17 protein-coding genes are annotated in these 16,909 nt (G+C 64.0%); 8 read left to right on the forward strand and 9 right to left on the reverse strand.

What is annotated here, in order from left to right; all coding sequences use genetic code 11:
- Positions 1–3 precede the first annotated feature (3 nt).
- Both AC3YOG_RS13625 and epmA read right to left on the reverse strand, forming a co-directional pair.
- Positions 4–1,053, reverse strand: a complete 1,050-nt coding sequence (locus AC3YOG_RS13625) for a lysine-2,3-aminomutase-like protein (RefSeq protein WP_489935465.1) — start codon at positions 1,051–1,053, stop codon at positions 4–6.
- Positions 1,050–2,135 (reverse strand): EF-P lysine aminoacylase EpmA, encoded by a 1,086-nt coding sequence (gene epmA / locus AC3YOG_RS13630; RefSeq protein ID WP_489935466.1) that lies wholly within the window; start codon positions 2,133–2,135, stop codon positions 1,050–1,052. The genes AC3YOG_RS13625 and epmA overlap by 4 nt, the downstream gene beginning before the upstream one ends.
- A 125-nt stretch (positions 2,136–2,260) precedes the next feature.
- Here epmA and efp point away from each other — a divergent pair, with 125 nt between their 5' ends.
- On the forward strand, positions 2,261–2,830 hold the full coding sequence (gene efp, locus AC3YOG_RS13635) for an elongation factor P (RefSeq protein WP_127753832.1): 570 nt from the start codon (positions 2,261–2,263) through the stop codon (positions 2,828–2,830).
- A gap of 53 nt (positions 2,831–2,883) precedes the next feature.
- On the opposite strand, the gene AC3YOG_RS13640 is transcribed toward efp, so the two are convergent.
- Positions 2,884–3,111, reverse strand: a complete 228-nt coding sequence (locus AC3YOG_RS13640; protein ID WP_127753833.1) for a DUF2934 domain-containing protein — start codon at positions 3,109–3,111, stop codon at positions 2,884–2,886.
- Between the two features lie 179 nt (positions 3,112–3,290).
- A complete protein-coding gene (locus AC3YOG_RS13645; RefSeq protein ID WP_489935467.1) occupies positions 3,291–4,016 on the reverse strand; it encodes a Crp/Fnr family transcriptional regulator in 726 nt (241 codons plus the stop codon).
- A gap of 107 nt (positions 4,017–4,123) precedes the next feature.
- On the opposite strand from AC3YOG_RS13645, the gene AC3YOG_RS13650 reads away from it, so the two are divergent.
- The 6 genes from AC3YOG_RS13650 (at position 4,124) to AC3YOG_RS13675 (ending at position 11,358) form a co-directional block, all read left to right on the forward strand.
- The gene (locus AC3YOG_RS13650) at positions 4,124–4,903 is read left to right on the forward strand and encodes an SDR family NAD(P)-dependent oxidoreductase (protein WP_489888787.1); all 780 of its coding nucleotides are present in this window, start codon (positions 4,124–4,126) and stop codon (positions 4,901–4,903) included.
- A 289-nt stretch (positions 4,904–5,192) separates the two neighbouring features.
- A complete protein-coding gene (locus AC3YOG_RS13655) occupies positions 5,193–6,503 on the forward strand; it encodes an ABC transporter substrate-binding protein (protein ID WP_489888786.1) in 1,311 nt (436 codons plus the stop codon).
- A gap of 199 nt (positions 6,504–6,702) precedes the next feature.
- On the forward strand, positions 6,703–7,575 hold the full coding sequence (locus tag AC3YOG_RS13660) for a carbohydrate ABC transporter permease (protein ID WP_489935468.1): 873 nt from the start codon (positions 6,703–6,705) through the stop codon (positions 7,573–7,575).
- A 179-nt stretch (positions 7,576–7,754) separates the two neighbouring features.
- On the forward strand, positions 7,755–8,585 hold the full coding sequence (locus tag AC3YOG_RS13665; RefSeq protein ID WP_172123982.1) for a carbohydrate ABC transporter permease: 831 nt from the start codon (positions 7,755–7,757) through the stop codon (positions 8,583–8,585).
- Positions 8,586–8,739: 154 nt separating this feature from the next.
- A complete protein-coding gene (locus AC3YOG_RS13670) occupies positions 8,740–9,744 on the forward strand; it encodes an ABC transporter ATP-binding protein (RefSeq protein WP_489935469.1) in 1,005 nt (334 codons plus the stop codon).
- Positions 9,745–9,888: 144 nt separating this feature from the next.
- Positions 9,889–11,358 (forward strand): mannitol dehydrogenase family protein, encoded by a 1,470-nt coding sequence (locus tag AC3YOG_RS13675; RefSeq protein WP_489935470.1) that lies wholly within the window; start codon positions 9,889–9,891, stop codon positions 11,356–11,358.
- Between the two features lie 67 nt (positions 11,359–11,425).
- On the opposite strand, the gene AC3YOG_RS13680 is transcribed toward AC3YOG_RS13675, so the two are convergent.
- Positions 11,426–11,914, reverse strand: coding sequence for a DUF4142 domain-containing protein (locus AC3YOG_RS13680; RefSeq protein WP_164854857.1), 489 nt, complete (start codon positions 11,912–11,914; stop codon positions 11,426–11,428).
- 300 nt (positions 11,915–12,214) lie between these two features.
- On the opposite strand from AC3YOG_RS13680, the gene AC3YOG_RS13685 reads away from it, so the two are divergent.
- Positions 12,215–12,655 carry an ion channel gene (locus tag AC3YOG_RS13685; protein WP_489935471.1) on the forward strand — a complete coding sequence of 147 codons (441 nt, stop codon included), beginning with the start codon at positions 12,215–12,217 and terminating at the stop codon, positions 12,653–12,655.
- Between the two features lie 31 nt (positions 12,656–12,686).
- Here the strand turns inward: AC3YOG_RS13685 and AC3YOG_RS13690 are convergent, their stop codons facing one another.
- From AC3YOG_RS13690 to AC3YOG_RS13705, 4 genes are read right to left on the reverse strand one after another with little or no spacing between them, the layout of a single operon-like run.
- Positions 12,687–13,925, reverse strand: coding sequence for a metal-dependent hydrolase family protein (locus AC3YOG_RS13690; protein ID WP_489935472.1), 1,239 nt, complete (start codon positions 13,923–13,925; stop codon positions 12,687–12,689).
- A gap of 15 nt (positions 13,926–13,940) precedes the next feature.
- Positions 13,941–14,915 (reverse strand): ABC transporter ATP-binding protein, encoded by a 975-nt coding sequence (locus AC3YOG_RS13695; protein WP_172123994.1) that lies wholly within the window; start codon positions 14,913–14,915, stop codon positions 13,941–13,943.
- A complete protein-coding gene (locus tag AC3YOG_RS13700; protein ID WP_127753845.1) occupies positions 14,908–15,912 on the reverse strand; it encodes an ABC transporter ATP-binding protein in 1,005 nt (334 codons plus the stop codon). The genes AC3YOG_RS13695 and AC3YOG_RS13700 overlap by 8 nt, the downstream gene beginning before the upstream one ends.
- Before the next feature lie 37 nt (positions 15,913–15,949).
- Positions 15,950–16,894, reverse strand: coding sequence for a succinylglutamate desuccinylase/aspartoacylase family protein (locus AC3YOG_RS13705; protein ID WP_127753846.1), 945 nt, complete (start codon positions 16,892–16,894; stop codon positions 15,950–15,952).
- Positions 16,895–16,909: the final 15 nt, after the last annotated feature.

Below are 16,909 nucleotides of genomic sequence, written 5' to 3' on the forward strand. Positions count from 1 at the left end.
GATCTATCCGGCAGGCGGATAGCGATGCTCCTGCCCCTGCCAGTCCCGCACCGTAAAGCATCCATCACCGCCCGCAATCGCCGCTTTACCGATATCAGCCTTGCCATGGCCGCCGGGCAGGTCGAGCACATAGGTGGGTTGCGCCAGCCCGGAAATGCGCCCGCGCAACGCCGCCACCAGCGCCTGCCCGTCCTCGATGCTCACGCGGAAGTGGCTCGTCCCTGGCGCGAGGTCCGGGTGGTGCAGATAATAGGGCTTGATCCGGTTCTCGACAAAGCAGCGCATCAGCGCGGCCAGCACCGCCACATCGGCATTCACCCCCTTGAGCAGCACCGATTGGCTGACGAGCGCAATGCCCCCATCGGCCAGCCGCGCCACCGCCGCCCGTGCCCCCGGGGTGAACTCCCGGGGATGGTTGGCATGCACGGCAAGATAGGTGGTCTTGCCGCTCGCCTTGAGCGCTGCCACCAATTCATCATCCACCCGCCCCGGCTCCACCACCGGCACCCGCGTATGGAACCGCACCACCCGCACATGCGCAATGTCGGCCAGCTTCTCGGTGATCGCCCGCAGCCGCCGCGGCGACAGCACCAACGGATCGCCCCCGGTCAGGATCACTTCCCAGATCTCGTCATGCGCGCGGATATAATCGAGCGCCCGCTCCAGCGCTTCGGGTGCGAGCGTCCCCAGCCCCTGCGGCCCCACCATTTCGCGCCGGAAGCAGAACCGGCAATATACCGGGCACACATGCACGGCCTTGAGCAGCACCCGGTCGGGATAGCGATGCACGATCCCCTCGACCGGCGAATGGCTGAGATCCCCGATCGGGTCGGCCCGCTCCTCGGGGGTCGTGTGCAGTTCCGCCAGCTGGGGCACGAACTGCGCCGCGATCGGGTCCGCCTTGTCGGCTGGATCGATCAGCTCCACCAGCTCAGGCGTCAGGGCAATGGCATAGCGCGACGCCACCGCCTCGAGCCCCGCCACCGCGCCCGGCGCCACCAGCCCTGCCGCCGCGAGTTCGCCCGCCGTCCGGATCGGCCGCCCTTCGCTCATGCGCCAAACTCCGCCACCGGCACCCATTGCACCAGATCGATCCGCGGCGCCCCGGTGGCCAGCATCACCAGCCGGTCGAACCCCAGGGCAATCCCGCTCGCCGCCGGCATCAGCGCCAGCGCCGCCAGAAACTCCTCGTCGATCGGGTAGCGCTCCCCATACAGGCGCTGCTTTTCGGCCATCTCGGCTTCGAAGCGCTGCCCCTGCTCATCTGGATTGGTCAATTCGCCGAACCCGTTGGCCAGCTCCACCCCGCAGGCATAAAGCTCGAACCGTTCCGCCACCCGCGCATCTTCCGCGCAGCGCCGCGCCAGCGCCGCCTCCGCCGCCGGATAGCGATCCAGGATCGTCACCCGTCCCATCCCCAGTTTGGGCTCGACCTTCTCGTTCAACACGAGGCTGAAGAGATAGCTCCAGCTATGCTCCGCCGGCACCTGCAGCCCCTGCCCGTGCATCTGCGCGGCCAGCGCTGCCGCATCCGTCTCGCCCTCGGCGTTCATCGTCGCCAAAAGATCAATCCCGGCGAAGCGTGCAAACGCGTCCACCACGCTCAGCCGTTCCGGCTCGGCGACTGGGTCGGCTTCCCGCCCGCGAAACCGCAGCCGCTCCGCCCCTGTCGCCGCGACCGCCAAACGCAACAGCGCCATGCAGTCAGCCATCAGCGCGGTATAGTCCTCGCCGACCCGGTACCATTCGAGCATGGTGAACTCGGGGGCATGCAGCGCCCCTCGCTCGCGATTGCGCCAGACATGCCCGAGGCTGGCGATCCTGTGCTCGCCTGCCGCCAGCAGCTTTTTCATCGCAAATTCGGGCGAGGTATGCAGGAACGCGCGATGCCCCACCCCGTCATTGCCAATGGCAGTGGTCTCGAACGCATGCAGATGGGTTTCATTGCCCGGCGAGCGCTGCAAGCCCGGCGGATCCACGAGGAGAAAGTCGTGCTCGGCCAGGTATCCCCGCACCCCCGCCTCGATCCAGTTGCGCGCCAGCAGCACGGGCCGACGGTCCCGATGCAGCTCGGGCGTCCACCATGGCGATGCGGCAACTGGCAAGGATTGGCGGGGCAACTGCGCCTCTTTCATGCTCGGGGCTGGTGAATTTGCCGGATTTGGGGTATCGGGCGGCACCGAACAACCCATCCACGTCCCGGCCGGCGCTCTGTGCCAACGCTTTAGGCCGCCCGGTCGGCGTGAACAAGGAAGAAATAATGGTCAAGGTCATCGCCTCTTCGCTGCGCAAGGGCAACGTCGTCGAGCAGGACGGCAATCTGCACGTCGTCCTGACGGCTGAGAACGTGCATCCCGGCAAGGGCAACTCCATCACCAACGTCAACATGCGTCGCATCAGCGATGGCGTGAAGGTCGTTGGCCGCTGGCGCACCGTCGAAATGGTCGAAAAGGCCGACGTCGATGACCGCGAATACGACTATCTCTACTCCGATGGTGAAGGCCACCACTTCATGAACCCGGAGAACTACGAGCAGATCACCGTGGCCGATGACGTGATCGGCGACCAGAAGGCCTATCTCATCGATGGCATGAAGGTGCACCTCAAGACCTTTGAGGGTACTGCCCTTTCCATGGAATTGCCCCAGCGCCTGACCTTCGAAATCGTCGAAACCGAACCCGTGGTGAAGGGCCAGACGGCGTCCTCGTCCTATAAGCCCGCCGTTCTCAACAATGGCCTGCGCGTCATGGTCCCGCCCCATATCGGCGCCGGCACCCGCATCGTCATCCTGACCGAAGACAATTCCTATGTGGAACGCGCCAAGGACTGATCCCTGCCGCCCCTCCAGCTTACACAGCGGGCCCCTGTTCGGGGCCCGTTTGCTTATGCGTCGTCGTCTTCGATTTCCTCGGCCACATCGCGCCAGATCTCTTCGGCGCGGCCAATGGGCGTGCCTTCCGCCAGCCAGCGGTCATAGGCCATCTGGCGCAAATGCATTTCCTTGGCCTTGACCCAGTACTCAAAGCTTCGCCCTTCCGGGCGGCCATCCTGTTCCCACAGAAAATAGGCCGTGTTCCTGACCGCCTCGGCCAGCTCGGTATTCTTCAGCATCTGCTTAGTCAGTCACCCTGTGACGTTGTGAACAACCGCCAGCTCCCGCTGCCAGCGACTTGCCATATGTTAGCTTGCCACGAGCCGCTCGCGAAAGCCTTCACCTAGGTTGGTTATCGCCGATTTGATGGCGCCATGCGTCACCCTAGCTTGGTCCGCCCGCTTCGGCCCGCCCAAGCTCAGCCGCAAAGCGCCTGCAGACGCTTGAGATCGGGCACTTCGACTTGCCGGTTATGGGTCACCTCGATCACCCCGATCTGGCGCAATTTGCTGATCTGCCGGGATACGGTTTCAAGGGTAAGCCCCAGAAAATCCCCGATATCGGCCCGCGTCAGCGGCAGCTCAAACCGCGCGCCCGCCTTGAGGTCCGCCACTGGGTCCGAGTGCGTGGCCAGCAGGTAAAGAAAGCTCGCGAGCTTTTCCTGGGCGCTCTTGCGCCCCAGCGTCACCATCCAGTCTCGCGCTTCATCGAGTTCGCGCAGCGTTTGCTGCATAAGCCGATGCTCGAGCGCCGGATTTTCCTCGATCAAGCCTTCGAGCGCCCGCTTGGGGACCACGCACAAATCCACCGTGGACGCCGCTTCCGCCGCGATCGCATTTTCATGCCCGAACAAGCGCCCGAGGAAATCGGGCGCAAATTGCAGCCCCACCACCTGCTGGCGCCCATCCTCGAGCACCTTGGTCAGCTTGACCACGCCGCGCATCACATTGGCATAGGACTGGATCTTGGTGCTTTCCCCGATCAGCTCGGTTCCGGGCTCGTGGCGCGCCTTGTGCGTCGCCTTGGCCAGCGCCACCAATTGCTCGGGCTCCAGCACGCCGCACATGCCCCGGTGCCGCGCTTCGCAACTGCGGCACAGCACTGGCACGTCCGAATTGTGGATATCCTTGCGATCCGCAGCCATGCGCACTCCTGCTAAACGCTGTGTTTAGCGGCGATGCGCCCTAAAAACCAGTGGACAAGCCGTGATCCAGTCGCAACGCTGGGCTCCACTTCCTGGAGGACCACACTGTGCCCGCATCTACGCTCACCATTCCCGGCCTTGCCGGCAAGGCCGTTCTGATAACCGGCGCCTCGACGGGCATCGGCGCCGCCCTCGCCCAGGCCTTTGCCCAGCAGGGCGCTCTTGTGGGCCTGCACTACAACAGCAGCGCCGATCAGGCCACCACCCTGGCCCAGTCCATCGAAGCCGCCGGCGGCACCGTCTTCCTGGTTCAGGCCGATGCGTCGCGCCAGGGTGAACTGGCTCGGGCCGTCGAAGACACCGCCGCACGCTTCGGCCGCTTGGACGGGCTCATCAACAATGCCGGCGGCATGGTCGCACGCCAGCCTTATGCGGAATGGACCGACGAGCTTTATGACGCCGTCATGGACCTCAACGCCCGCTCGGTGCTCTCGGCCACCCGCGCGGCCATTCCGTACCTCAAGCGCAATGGTGGTTTCATCATCAACACCACCTCGATCGCAGCGCGCAACGGCGCCAGCAATGGCGCGGGGCTTTACGGTTCCTCCAAGGCCTTTATCGGCAATGTCACCCGCGGCATGGCCAAGGAGCTGATCCCCTTTGGCATTCGGGTCAATGCCGTAGCGCCCGGGGTGATCACCACGCCCTTCCATGAGCGCTATTCCACCCAGGCTCAACTTGATGCCGCGCTCGCCACCATCCCGCAGGGCCGGCTGGGCGTCGCCGAGGACTGCGTCGGCGCTTACCTGTTTTTGGCCTCCGACGCCCTGTCGTCTTACATCATCGGCCAGACCATCGAGGTCAATGGTGGCCAGCTGATGCCCTGATCGACCCACCCTGCCGCACCGCATTTTCCCCGCCGATCGCCCCCAAAGCGGTCGGCGGCGTTCATTCCAGCCCCCCAATCGAAATGCTTAGCCGCCCTCCGGAGGGCGGCGCCCAATGTCTCATCAGCATTACCACAGATAAATCTGTGGATCGGCGCAATTTGCCGTAGTTTATCTCAGGCGGAAGCCATCCCTTGCCAAGCATAGCAGGCTTGACAACTAGCCACGGAAGGCGAGTACTTGCCCCATCGCCGCAGCAACAAAATTGTTGCGGCTTTGGGAGGAAACAATGCAACTCACACCCCTTTTCGTGGGCGCCTTCACACTTGCGCTCGCCGCTTCCGCTTCGGCCCAAACGCTCACCATCGCGACGGTCAACAATGGCGACATGGTGCGCATGCAGGGCCTGTCGCCCGCCTTCACCGAAGAAACCGGTATTCAGCTCAATTGGGTGATTTTGGAGGAGAACACCCTGCGCCAGAACGTCACCACCGACATCGCCACCAATGGCGGGCAGTATGACGTGATGACCATCGGCACCTATGAAGCGCCGATCTGGGCGCGCCAGGGCTGGCTGGTGCCGCTCGACGTGCTGAGCGCCGATCCCGAATATGATGTCGACGACATTCTCCCCCCGGTGCGCGCGGGCCTCTCCTACGAGGACAAGCTTTATGCCGCCCCGTTCTACGCGGAATCCTCCTTCATCATGTACCGCAAGGACCTGATGGAAAAAGCCGGGCTCACCATGCCCGATGCGCCCACCTGGGAGTTCGTAGGCCAGGCCGCCCGCGCCATGACTGACCGCGCCAACGACATCAACGGCATCTGCCTGCGCGGCAAGGCGGGCTGGGGCGAAAACGTCGCCTTCATCACCGCCATGGCCAATAGCTTTGGTGCCAGTTGGTTCGACGAAAACTGGCAGCCCCAATTCGATTCCCCCGAATGGAAGGAAACGCTCGACACCTATCTGGCTCTCATGGCCGATGCTGGGCCGTCCGGTGCATCCTCCAATGGCTTCAACGAAAACCTGACCTTGTTCCAGCAGGGCAAGTGCGGCATGTGGATCGACGCCACGGTCGCGGGTTCGTTCGTCACCAATCCCGACGATTCCACCGTCGCCGATCAGGTGGCCTTCGCCCTGGCTCCCGATGCGGGCCTCGGCAAACGCTCCAACTGGCTCTGGGCCTGGTCGCTGGCCATTCCCAATTCCAGCCAGCAAAAGGAAGCGGCCGAGCAGTTCATCAACTGGGCGACCAGCAAGGACTATCTCAATACCGTCGCCGCACAGGACGGCTGGGCCAACGTGCCTCCCGGCACCCGCACCTCGCTCTATGAAAACGCGGAATACTTGGAAACCGCGCCCTTCGCGCAGATGACCATCGACTCCATCAACGCGGCCGACCCGAGCAAGCCCACGGTCAATCCGGTGCCCTATACCGGCATCCAGTTCGTCGCCATTCCCGAGTTCGCCGGCATCGGCACCAATGTCGGCCAGCTCTTCTCGGCCGCTCTTGCCGGCCAGATGAGCGCCGACGACGCCCTCGCCCAAGCCCAGGACGCCACCCTGCGCGACATGACCCGCGCCGGCTACATCAAGTAGGCCGGCGGCCGCCCGCTCTTAATTTCCTGCGTCCGGGCGGTTGCACGCAAACAGCAGGGCCCCTGCGCCTCCCTCCCCCTTGAGGGGAGGGATCGAGGGTGCAGGTCCCTCGGTGGATCACTACACCGCCCTCAACCCACTCCTTCCCAAAGGGGAGGAAGCCAAACCGCCGACCCGCCGGGCAAAACGGACAAAAAGCATGGCCACAGCCCAGACCCGCACCCTATCGCGCCTGATGATGGCCCCGGCCGTGATTGTCCTTTTGATCTGGATGATCGTGCCGCTGGTGATGACCCTGTGGTTCTCGTTCCAGAACTACAATCTGCTCAATCCGATGATGACCGGTTTCGCCGGTTGGGCGAACTATGTCTATGTCATTGGCGATCCCAGCTTCACCCAGGCTCTCGTCAATACGCTGCTGCTGGTCGGGGGCGTGCTGCTGATCACCGTTATTGGTGGCACCTTCCTCGCGCTCCTGCTCGATCAGCCCATCTGGGGCCAGGGCATCTTGCGCATCATTGTCATCTCGCCCTTTTTCGTCATGCCGCCGGTCGCCGCGCTGGTCTGGAAAAACGGCTTCATGCATCCCGGCTATGGCATGCTGAGCCATCTCTGGCGCGCCTTTGGACTGCAGCCCATTGACTGGTTCAACCAGTTTCCCCTGCAGTCCATCATCGTCATCGTCGCCTGGCAGTGGCTACCCTTTGCCACCCTGATCCTGCTAACCGCCTTGCAATCCCTGTCCGAAGAACAGCGCGAAGCCGCGGAAATGGATGGCGCCAAGGCGGTCAACCGCTTCCGCTACATCATCCTGCCCCATATGGCCCGGGCGATCACCATCGTCATCCTGATCCAGACCATATTCCTTTTGGGAATTTTCGCCGAAATCCGCGTCACCACCGGCGGCGGCCCGGGCTACGCCTCCACCAACCTGACCTTCCTCGTTTTCCGCACCGGCATCCTCTCCAACGACATCGGCGCGGGCTCCGCGGGCGGCGTGGTCGCGGTGATCCTCGCCAACATCGTCGCCATCTTCCTGATGCGCGCGGTGGGAAAGAACCTCGATGAGTAGCTGGTCCGCCCCAACGCTCCTACCATGCCCTCCCTCCCCCTTGAGGGGAGGGCCGGGGTGGGGGTCTGCGACTGGTGGCATGGCGAAGGGGCCGCAAGCGCGATGCAGCACCTCCCCCCTTGTGGGGGAGGATGGGTGGGGGGTGTTCCCACGCCAAAACTCCGGAGGAACCCGCTGACATGGCCCGCAACGCCTCCACCGGCACCCGCATCGGCTTCACCCTCCTCGCCTGGGTGATCGCGCTCCTCTTGTTCTCCCCCATTCTCTGGACGGTGCTCACCGCCTTCAAGACCGAGGCCGAGGCCATCGCCGCCCGCCCGACCTTTTTCCCGCAAACCTTCACCCTCGAAAACTTTGCCGCCGTCCAGCAGCGCAGCGACTACATCAAGCACGCCACCAATTCGGTGATCGTCTCGCTCGGCTCAACCCTGCTCGGCCTCCTGATCGGCATCCCCGCCGCCTGGGCCATGGCCTTCGCCCCCACGCGCCGCACCAAGGACGTGCTGATGTGGATGCTCTCCACCAAGATGATGCCCGCCGTCGGCGTCCTCATCCCGATCTACCTGATCTTTCGTGACCTGCGCCTGCTCGACACCGTGCATGGCCTCACGATCATCATGACGCTGATCAACCTGCCCATCATCATCTGGATGCTTTACACCTATTTCAAGGAAATCCCGGTCGACATCCTTGAAGCCTCGCGCATGGATGGCGCCGAGCTCTGGAACGAGATCGTCCATGTCCTCGTCCCCATGGCCGTACCCGGCATTGCCTCAACGCTCCTGCTCAACGTCATTCTCGCCTGGAACGAAGCTTTTTGGAGCATCACCCTGACTTCGGGCCGCGCCGGCACGCTCACCGCCTTCATCTCCTCCTTCTCCTCGCCCCAGGGCCTCTTCCTCGCCAAACTCTCCGCCGCCTCCCTCCTTGCCATCGCCCCCATCCTGCTCCTGGGCTGGTTCAGCCAAAAGCAACTCGTCCGCGGCCTCACCTTCGGAGCGGTGAAATGATGTTTCTCCTCCCCGCGAATGCATCGGCTCCTGTGTACCCCTCCCCCTTGAGGGGAGGGGAAGGGGTGGGGGTTCAGGCCTCTCCACACATCCGGCGCTCACCCGATCGCCCGCATCCTGCGCCTCAGTTGAACACACCGGAGGGCTAACAATCATGGGCTCCATCACCCTCGAACACGTCCAGAAATCCTTCGGCGATGTGCATGTCATCCCCGATATCTCCCTCGATATCCGCGAAGGCGAGTTCGTGGTCTTTGTCGGCCCCTCCGGCTGCGGCAAGTCCACGCTGCTGCGCCTGATCGCAGGGCTCGAGGACACGACAGGCGGCCGCATCCTCCTTGACGGGCAGGACATGACCAAGGCGCCCCCGGCCCGGCGGGGCCTCGCCATGGTGTTCCAGAGCTACGCGCTTTATCCGCACATGACCGTGCGCGACAACATCGCCTTCCCGCTCAAAATGGCCAAGGCGCCCAAGGAGGTGATCGAGCAAAAGGTCGAATACGCCGCCCGCACCCTCAACCTTTCCTCCTATCTCGATCGCCGCCCCCGCGCCCTCTCGGGTGGCCAGCGCCAGCGCGTCGCCATCGGCCGCGCCATCGTGCGCGAGCCCAAGGCCTTTCTCTTTGACGAGCCGCTCTCCAATCTCGACGCCGCCCTGCGCGTCAATATGCGCCTCGAGATCACCGAACTGCACCAGCAGCTCAAGACCACCATGGTTTACGTCACCCACGACCAGGTCGAGGCGATGACCATGGCCGACCGCATTGTCGTGCTCAATGCCGGCAAGGTCGAACAGTTCGGCTCCCCGCTCGAGCTCTACAAGCGCCCCGCCAACCGCTTTGTCGCCGGCTTCATCGGCTCGCCCAAGATGAACTTCATCGACGGCCCGGAAGCGGGCAAGCACGAGGCCCATTCCATCGGCATCCGCCCCGAGCACTTCGCCATCAGCACCAGCCCCCTGCCCGGCGGCTGGCGCGGCGTTGTCGGGGTCGCCGAACAGCTGGGCTCCGACACGTTCCTCCATGTCCATCTCGAAGGCATGGGCCTCATGACCGTGCGCACTGATGGCGAGCAGATCTTCAGCCACGGCGACGAGGTCTATCTTGCCCCCGATCCGACCCGCATCTACCGCTTCGATGTGGCCGGCGTGGCGATCTAGTCAGTCGCGCAATGGCCGGGCCATCGACGCCCTCCTCTCACGGGGAGGGATTGAGGGCGGGGTCGGCCAATGCTACGCGACATCAGCGCCACCCCGGACCCGCCTTCCGGGAAGAACCACCCGCCGAGGCATCGAGGACCAGATATGACCACCAAGCTTTCCGCCGCCACCCTCTCCACCCTCTCCACGGCGTCTGTCCCCGCCTATGACCGCGCGGCCCTCACCCCCGGCATCGTGCATTTCGGCGTCGGCAACTTCCACCGCGCCCACCAGGCGGTGTATCTCGATGATCTCTTTGCCACCGGCCGCGACCATGATTGGGCGCTGATCGGCGCCAGCGTGCGCGACGAAGCCGTCCGGCAAAAGCTCGGCGCCCAGGATTGGCTGACCACCGTGGTCGAGCAGGAAGCCGACCACAATTCCGCCCGCGTCACCGGCGCCATGATCGACTACATCCAGCCCGGCGACAGCGCCACAATCCTCGCGCGGCTCGCCAACCCGGCCACGCGCATTGTCTCGCTCACCATCACCGAAGGCGGCTATTACATCGATCCGGCCTCCCAGCGCTTCGATCCGACCCACCCTGATATCGTCTATGACGCCGCCCATATGGAAGCGCCCAAGACCACCTTCGGGCTGATCCTTGCCGGCCTCCTCGCCCGCCGCAACGCCGGCATTGCCCCCTTCACCGTGATGAGCTGCGACAACATCCCGGGAAATGGCCATGTCACCCAGAATGCCGTGGCGGGCCTCGCCGAACTCGTCGACCCCGCCCTCGCTCAATGGGTGCGCACCGCCGTCGCCTTCCCCAATGGCATGGTCGATCGCATCACCCCCGCCACCTCCGAGCGCGAACGCGCGCTCCTGCTCGAGCAGTTCGGCATCGAGGATAACTGGCCCGTCTTTTGCGAAAGCTTCCGCCAATGGGTGCTGGAGGATAATTTCCCTGCCGGCCGCCCGGCGCTCGAAACGGTCGGCGTCCAGTTCGTCGACGATGTCGCCCCCTATGAGCACATGAAAATCCGCATTCTCAATGGCGGTCATGCCACCATCGCCTATCCTGCGGGCCTGCTCGACGTGCATTTCGTGCACGAAGCTATGGAACATCCCCTCGTCTCGGCCTTCCTCGCCAAGGTCGAACAGGACGAAATCATCCCCGTCGTCCCCCCGGTGCCCGACACCAATCTGGGTGACTATTTCGCGCTCTGCCAGCGCCGTTTCGCCAATCCCAAGATCGGCGACACCATTCGCCGCCTCGCGCTTGATGGTTCCAACCGCCAGCCCAAATTCATCATCCCAACCGCCATGGATCGGGTGGCCGCCGGCCAATCCGTCACCGGCCTCGCGCTGGTGTCGGCGCTTTGGTGCCGCTATTGCTTTGGCACCACCGATAGCGGCGCCATCATCGCGCCCAACGATCCCTCCTGGGATCGCCTCACCCAACAGGCCGCTGCAGCTAAAGCCGATCCGCAGGCCTGGCTGGGCATGACTGACATCTATGGCGATCTCGGCCGCAACCCGGCTTTCGCCGCCGCTTTCGGCACGGCGCTCAACAGCCTCTGGCAGCACGGCACTGCCGCAACGCTCGAGCGCTATCTCGCCGGCGCGCTCTAGCCTGCTTGAAAAAGAAAGGCTCCGTCCAACAAACGGAGCCCTTCGACAAAACTCGGCAATCGGGAGCTTATGTGAGCGAATTGCGGATCGAGTTCAGCATCACCAGATGCGTCTGGATGCCGGTAACCCCGACCATGGACGCGCCACGCGCCATTGGATCATCGCCATTCTTGGCATAGGTCTGGTGGATCTTGAGCAGCTCTTCATGGCCCTCAATCTGGCCATCGATATACATCGCGTCGAACTCGGCGCCATCGGCAGCTTCAAGTGCTGCCAGCTTTGCCGCGTGCTCTTCGCTAAGGCCCGCAGCACCGGGCTCGGAGCCAAAGGCTTCGGCAACAGCCGCCTGCTCGGCGATTTCGAGCTCGGCAAAGGTCTTGACCGAACGGTTGGTAGCCTTTTGCGCCGCCAGCTTGCTGGTGGCGGTCGCATAGTCGCCGCCCATCAGCGCCGGCAGCTTGGCCTGGTCGACACTCGAGGTCTGGGCAAAGGCAATGCCGGCCATTGGCAACAAAGCAAGGGCGGCAGTGCCGGCCATAATGGTACGTCTGTGCATGTGTTCTCCTTTCGGGAAGATGATGCCCAAATAACCCCGCCCTATACTGGCTGTTCCGCCCCTATAACTTGCGGCAGCAAAGATCGTCTGCCACAATTTCCAGGGTGCACAGCAAAACAGTACTGACACCATCACCGCCGCGGATAAGTCGGTGTAAAGGCGGTCGCAAATAGTCAAAACTGTTTTGTTACCACCTCCAACAGGAACCAATTCACCCGCCCATGTCTCGCGGCGATTGACTAAGGTCGGCCCAGCCCTGCCTAGTGCGGCCGACATCGACCAACACACCGAACCCCCACCATGCCAGCTTCGATTTCTATTCTCGCGCTCGGAACCGGGCTGATCGCCGTCACGGTCTTGATCCACGTCCTGGGGTTGATCTCCATCACCCGGACCGCAACAGGGCTCGCCAAGCGCTTCCGGCTGGCCCGCTCACACCACCGCATCGGGCTCATGATTGGCGTGGTGCTCGGTCTCTTCGCCGTTGCGACGGTGGAAATCTGGCTTTGGGCCTTTTGCTTTTGGGCGCTTGGCGTCGCGCCCGATTTCGACACCTCGCTTTATCTCTCCACCATCACCTATTCCACCGTCGGCTTTGGCGATGTTGTCCCCGCCCACTCCTGGCGCCTGCTCGCGGCCCTCGAAGGCGTCACCGGCTTTTTGATGATCGGCTGGTCCACCGCCTTCCTCGTCACCGCAGGCACCCGCTTCGGCCCCTTCCGCCCGGGCGAACACTTCTAGCGGCCGCAGTCTCGCGACCTGCCTGGCCTGCTCAAGCCGTAGCGAACTCGTCCTTTAATACAGCGCCATCGCGCATGATCAGCGCCAGGTTCTCGGGCTTGCCCAGCACTCCGATGTCGCTGAGCGGATCACCATTCACCACCAGCAGATCGGCGAGAGCTCCCGGTGAAATCGTGCCCAGTTCGCCTGCCATGCCGCAAAGTCGCGCTCCAATCAGCGTGGCCGACTGGATGATCTCGGCCGGGGTAAGCACCTCGGCCAAGAGCCCGAACTCGCGGGCATGATATGCCCGCAACTGCCCCAACAGATCCGAGCCAAAGGCCATCGGCAAGCCGGCATCGCGCATGATGGCGAGGGACGCGAGCCCACCCTGGCGCACCGTATCGATCTTGGCGAACTCCGCCTCTCCCAGCCCAAGCGCCTTGCCCTCCAGCCACAGCGCCTCATAGGCCACCAGCGTTGGCACGGCGATGCACCCGCGTTTCGCGGCCATCTCCGCGGTTTCGCGCGTGATCAGATTGCAGTGCTCGAGCGAGTGCACACCCAGTTCCACGCAGCGCCGGATTGCAGCATCGGTGTAAACATGGGCAGAGACATAAAGCCCGGCATTCTCGGCCTCCTCCACCATCGCGGCGATCTCGTCGCGCGAATACTGGATGGAGTGAATGGGATCGTTGGGCGAAGACACCCCGCCATTGGCCATTACCTTGATGAACCGGGCGCCTTCCTTGATCATGGTCCGGCAGGCCGCCCGCACCTCGTCAACGCCATCGGCGATCAGGCCCATCGAGCCCAGCCGGTCCGACATCATCCCCGGCCGGACATCGGTGCGCGGACGCAGATCGGCATGCCCGCCGGTCGTGGTCAGCCCCTTGCCGCAAATAACGAGGCGCGGGCCGTCGATCAGCCCCTCCTCGACGCCGCGAACCAGGCCATGATCAGCGCCACCAAGGTCGCGCAGGGTGGTGAAGCCGCGTTGCAGAGCTTCTTCCATCACCCGTGCCGAGCGCAGCCCGGCCAGCGAGGACGGGGCCACCATGTTGGACCAGAGATCGAGGCTTTCCGCCACCACATGCACATGGCAGTCGATGAGCCCCGGCATCAGCGTGGCGCCATTGAGCTCCACCCGCCGCGCCTGCGACGGCGCCTCGATGCTCTCCCCCACCGCAACGATCCGTTGGCCGTCAACCAGCACGTGCAGGTTGTCACGCAAGGCGCCGGCCTCGGTATCGAGCACGCGCCCGCCGGTCAAAAGAATGGGCTGGTTCATCGAATTACTCTCGCTCTAGCGGTGGTGGCAGGCGGCGAAGCGGTCCTCGCCCCGCGGCGTGAGCGCCGGCTCCTGCGTCTTGCAGATTTCGGTCGCAAGCGGGCAGCGCGTATGGAACGGGCAGCCCGAAGGCTTGTTGATTGCGCTCGGCATGTCATCGCTGCTGGCGCTGAACCGATGCCGCTGGCGCGGATCAAGGCTTGGCGCCGAGCGCATCAGCAATTCGGTATAAGGGTGCACCGGCGCGGCGAAGATGGGTGCCTTGGGCGCCAGCTCGACGATCTTGCCCAGATACATCACCGCGACGCGGTGCGAGATATGCTCCACCACGCCCAGATCGTGCGAGATGAACAGAAACGACACGCCCAGATCCTTCTGCAGATCACCCAACAGGTTGAGGATCTGCGCCTGCACCGACACGTCGAGCGCCGACACCGGCTCGTCGCACACGATGATATCGGGCTTGAGCGCCAAGGCGCGCGCAATCCCGATGCGCTGGCGTTGCCCGCCGGAAAACTGGTGCGGGAAATTGTCGGCCTGGTCGGGCCGCAGCCCAACCCGGTCCATCAGCCGCCGCACTTCGGCATCCCGTTCGGCCGGCGTGCCAATGCCGTGGATATCGAGCGGCGCCCGGATCGCCTGCCGGATGCGCTGGCGCGGATTAAGCGAGGAGAACGGGTCCTGGAACACGATCTGCATGCGCCGGCGATAATCGCGCAGCGTGCGGCGGTTAAAGGTCGTGATCTCCTGGCCATCAAACGACACGCGCCCGCCCGTGGGGGATACCAGCCCCATCAGCGCGAGGCCGGTTGTCGACTTGCCACAGCCCGATTCCCCCACCAGCGACAGCGTTTCGCCCCGTCCGATGGCAAAACTCACCCCATCCACGGCTTTGACGGCGCCCACCTGGCGCTGGAGGATCCCGGCGCGAACCGGAAAATGCACTTCGAGATTTTCAACGGCGAGGAGCGGCGAAGCGTTATCAAGCATCAACATGTTCCCAACAAGCGGCCAGGTGACCGGGGCGCTTCTCGACCAGGGGCGGACGTTCTTCGAAGCACCGCTGCGAAGCGCGCGGACAGCGCGGCGCAAAGGCACAGCCCTTCGGCAAGTCCCAGAGCGGAGGCACCGTGCCGGCGATATCTACCAGCCGCTCGCCGATCTGCTGGCCGGGCACCGAACGCGGAATGGCCCCCATCAGGCCCAGCGTATAGGGGTGGATGGGTCGATCGAAGAGGTCATAAACACTGGCCTCCTCCACCCGTCGCCCCGCATACATCACCACCACCCGGTCGGCGACCTCGGCCACTACGCCCAGGTCATGGGTGATCAGCACCAGCGCCGTGCCCAGTCGCTCCTGCAGGTCCGAGATCAAGCCCAGGATCTGTGCCTGAATCGTCACGTCCAGCGCCGTGGTCGGCTCGTCGGCCACGATGATGCGCGGATCGCAGGCCAGCGCCAAAGCGATCATGGCGCGCTGCCGCATGCCGCCCGACAGCTGGTGCGGATATTGCCGGGCCCGCCGCTTGGGGTCGGGCATTTGCACCAGTTGCAAGGTCTCGATTGCCCGCGCCATGGCATCGCGATGGCTGATCTTGCGGTGCTGCCGCACGGCCTCGGCGATCTGCTCGCCGATGGTCAGCACCGGGTTGAGCGCGGTCAGCGGCTCCTGGAAGATCATGGCGATCTGCTCGCCCCGGAAATCCTCCACGCGCCGCTCACCCATGGCGAGGAAATCCTCGCCATTGATGTGGATCTGCCCCGAGGCGACATAGGCCGCCTCGGGCAGGAGGCGCAGCAGCGACAGCGCCGTCATCGACTTGCCGCACCCTGATTCACCCACGATGCAAACGGTTTCGCCTGGCGACACCGTCAGCGCCATTTCCGAAACAACGGCGAATGAGCCATGCTCGCCGCGAATGCGCACTTCGAGGTCCGCAACGGCCAGCACGGGCTCGGCAGCAATCGGGGCGGGTGTTGGGCTCATTGGCGTTGTTCCTTTTGCGGGGCGCGGCGCGAACTGGCTATTGCTCGGCGCCGTCGAGATTGCCGACCATGAAGCCATAATCACCCGCTTCCACGAGATTGCGCGTCAGGTGCTGCATGACCATGATGCCGTTCTCGAACGGGGTTACGATCTCCTCGATGGTCTCGAAGTCATAGGGGCTGACCACGCGGCCCAGCAGGCTGCCGCCCTTGATGATCTCGCCATTGGCCGGCGCCAGGGGCTCGAGCCAGCCGCCATGCTTTGGCCGGATGCCGGCGAGTTCGGTCACCACCACCTGCTGGGGATTGGGCATCACCTCGCCCTCGATGGAGCCAATCACGCGCAGCTGGTTGAGGAGCCCCGCGACGGTGCGCTCCACATAGGGGGTCTGGTCGACAATGCCGCCACCCAACTCGATGGTGACGACCTTGGTGCCATGCCGGTCCATCGAGACGCTCTTGCTGGTACCCGCATAAACCGTGCCCGCCTTGCCGCTCACCGGGCGATACAGGATCTTGGAGCCAAAGGCGCGCGACAGCGGCTCGTCGTTCCAGATATAAACATAGTCAACCGTCGGACGGTCAGTGCCCGAATGCAGGTCGAGATTGAAGTCGAGCTTGGCAAAGAACTCCTCTGCCAGCGCATGGGCCAGCTGCTGCGAATAAGGGCCGCGCGGATCGCCGGGGAACTCACGGTTCAGGTTCAGCTGGTCCAGCGGGTTGTGACGGTGATTGACCGCAAAGGAGCGCGGATTGGCCACCGGCAGCAGGATGATGCGGCCCTTGAGCTTGACGTCCTTGATCTGCCGGTAAAGCTCGAGAATGGCCTGCGAGCCGGTGTTTTCATTGCCATGAATTGAAGCGCAGATACCAACGGTTGGCCCGTCCTCTTCGCCCACCAGTTCGTGCATGAACAGCACGGCGTCGCTGCCATCGGCATGGGTGGTGAATTTGGGGCGGAGCTTGTTGATCGCCTTGACCATTGGGTAGTCCTTTGT

This window comes from Devosia sp. Z6_126 (assembly GCF_058133495.1).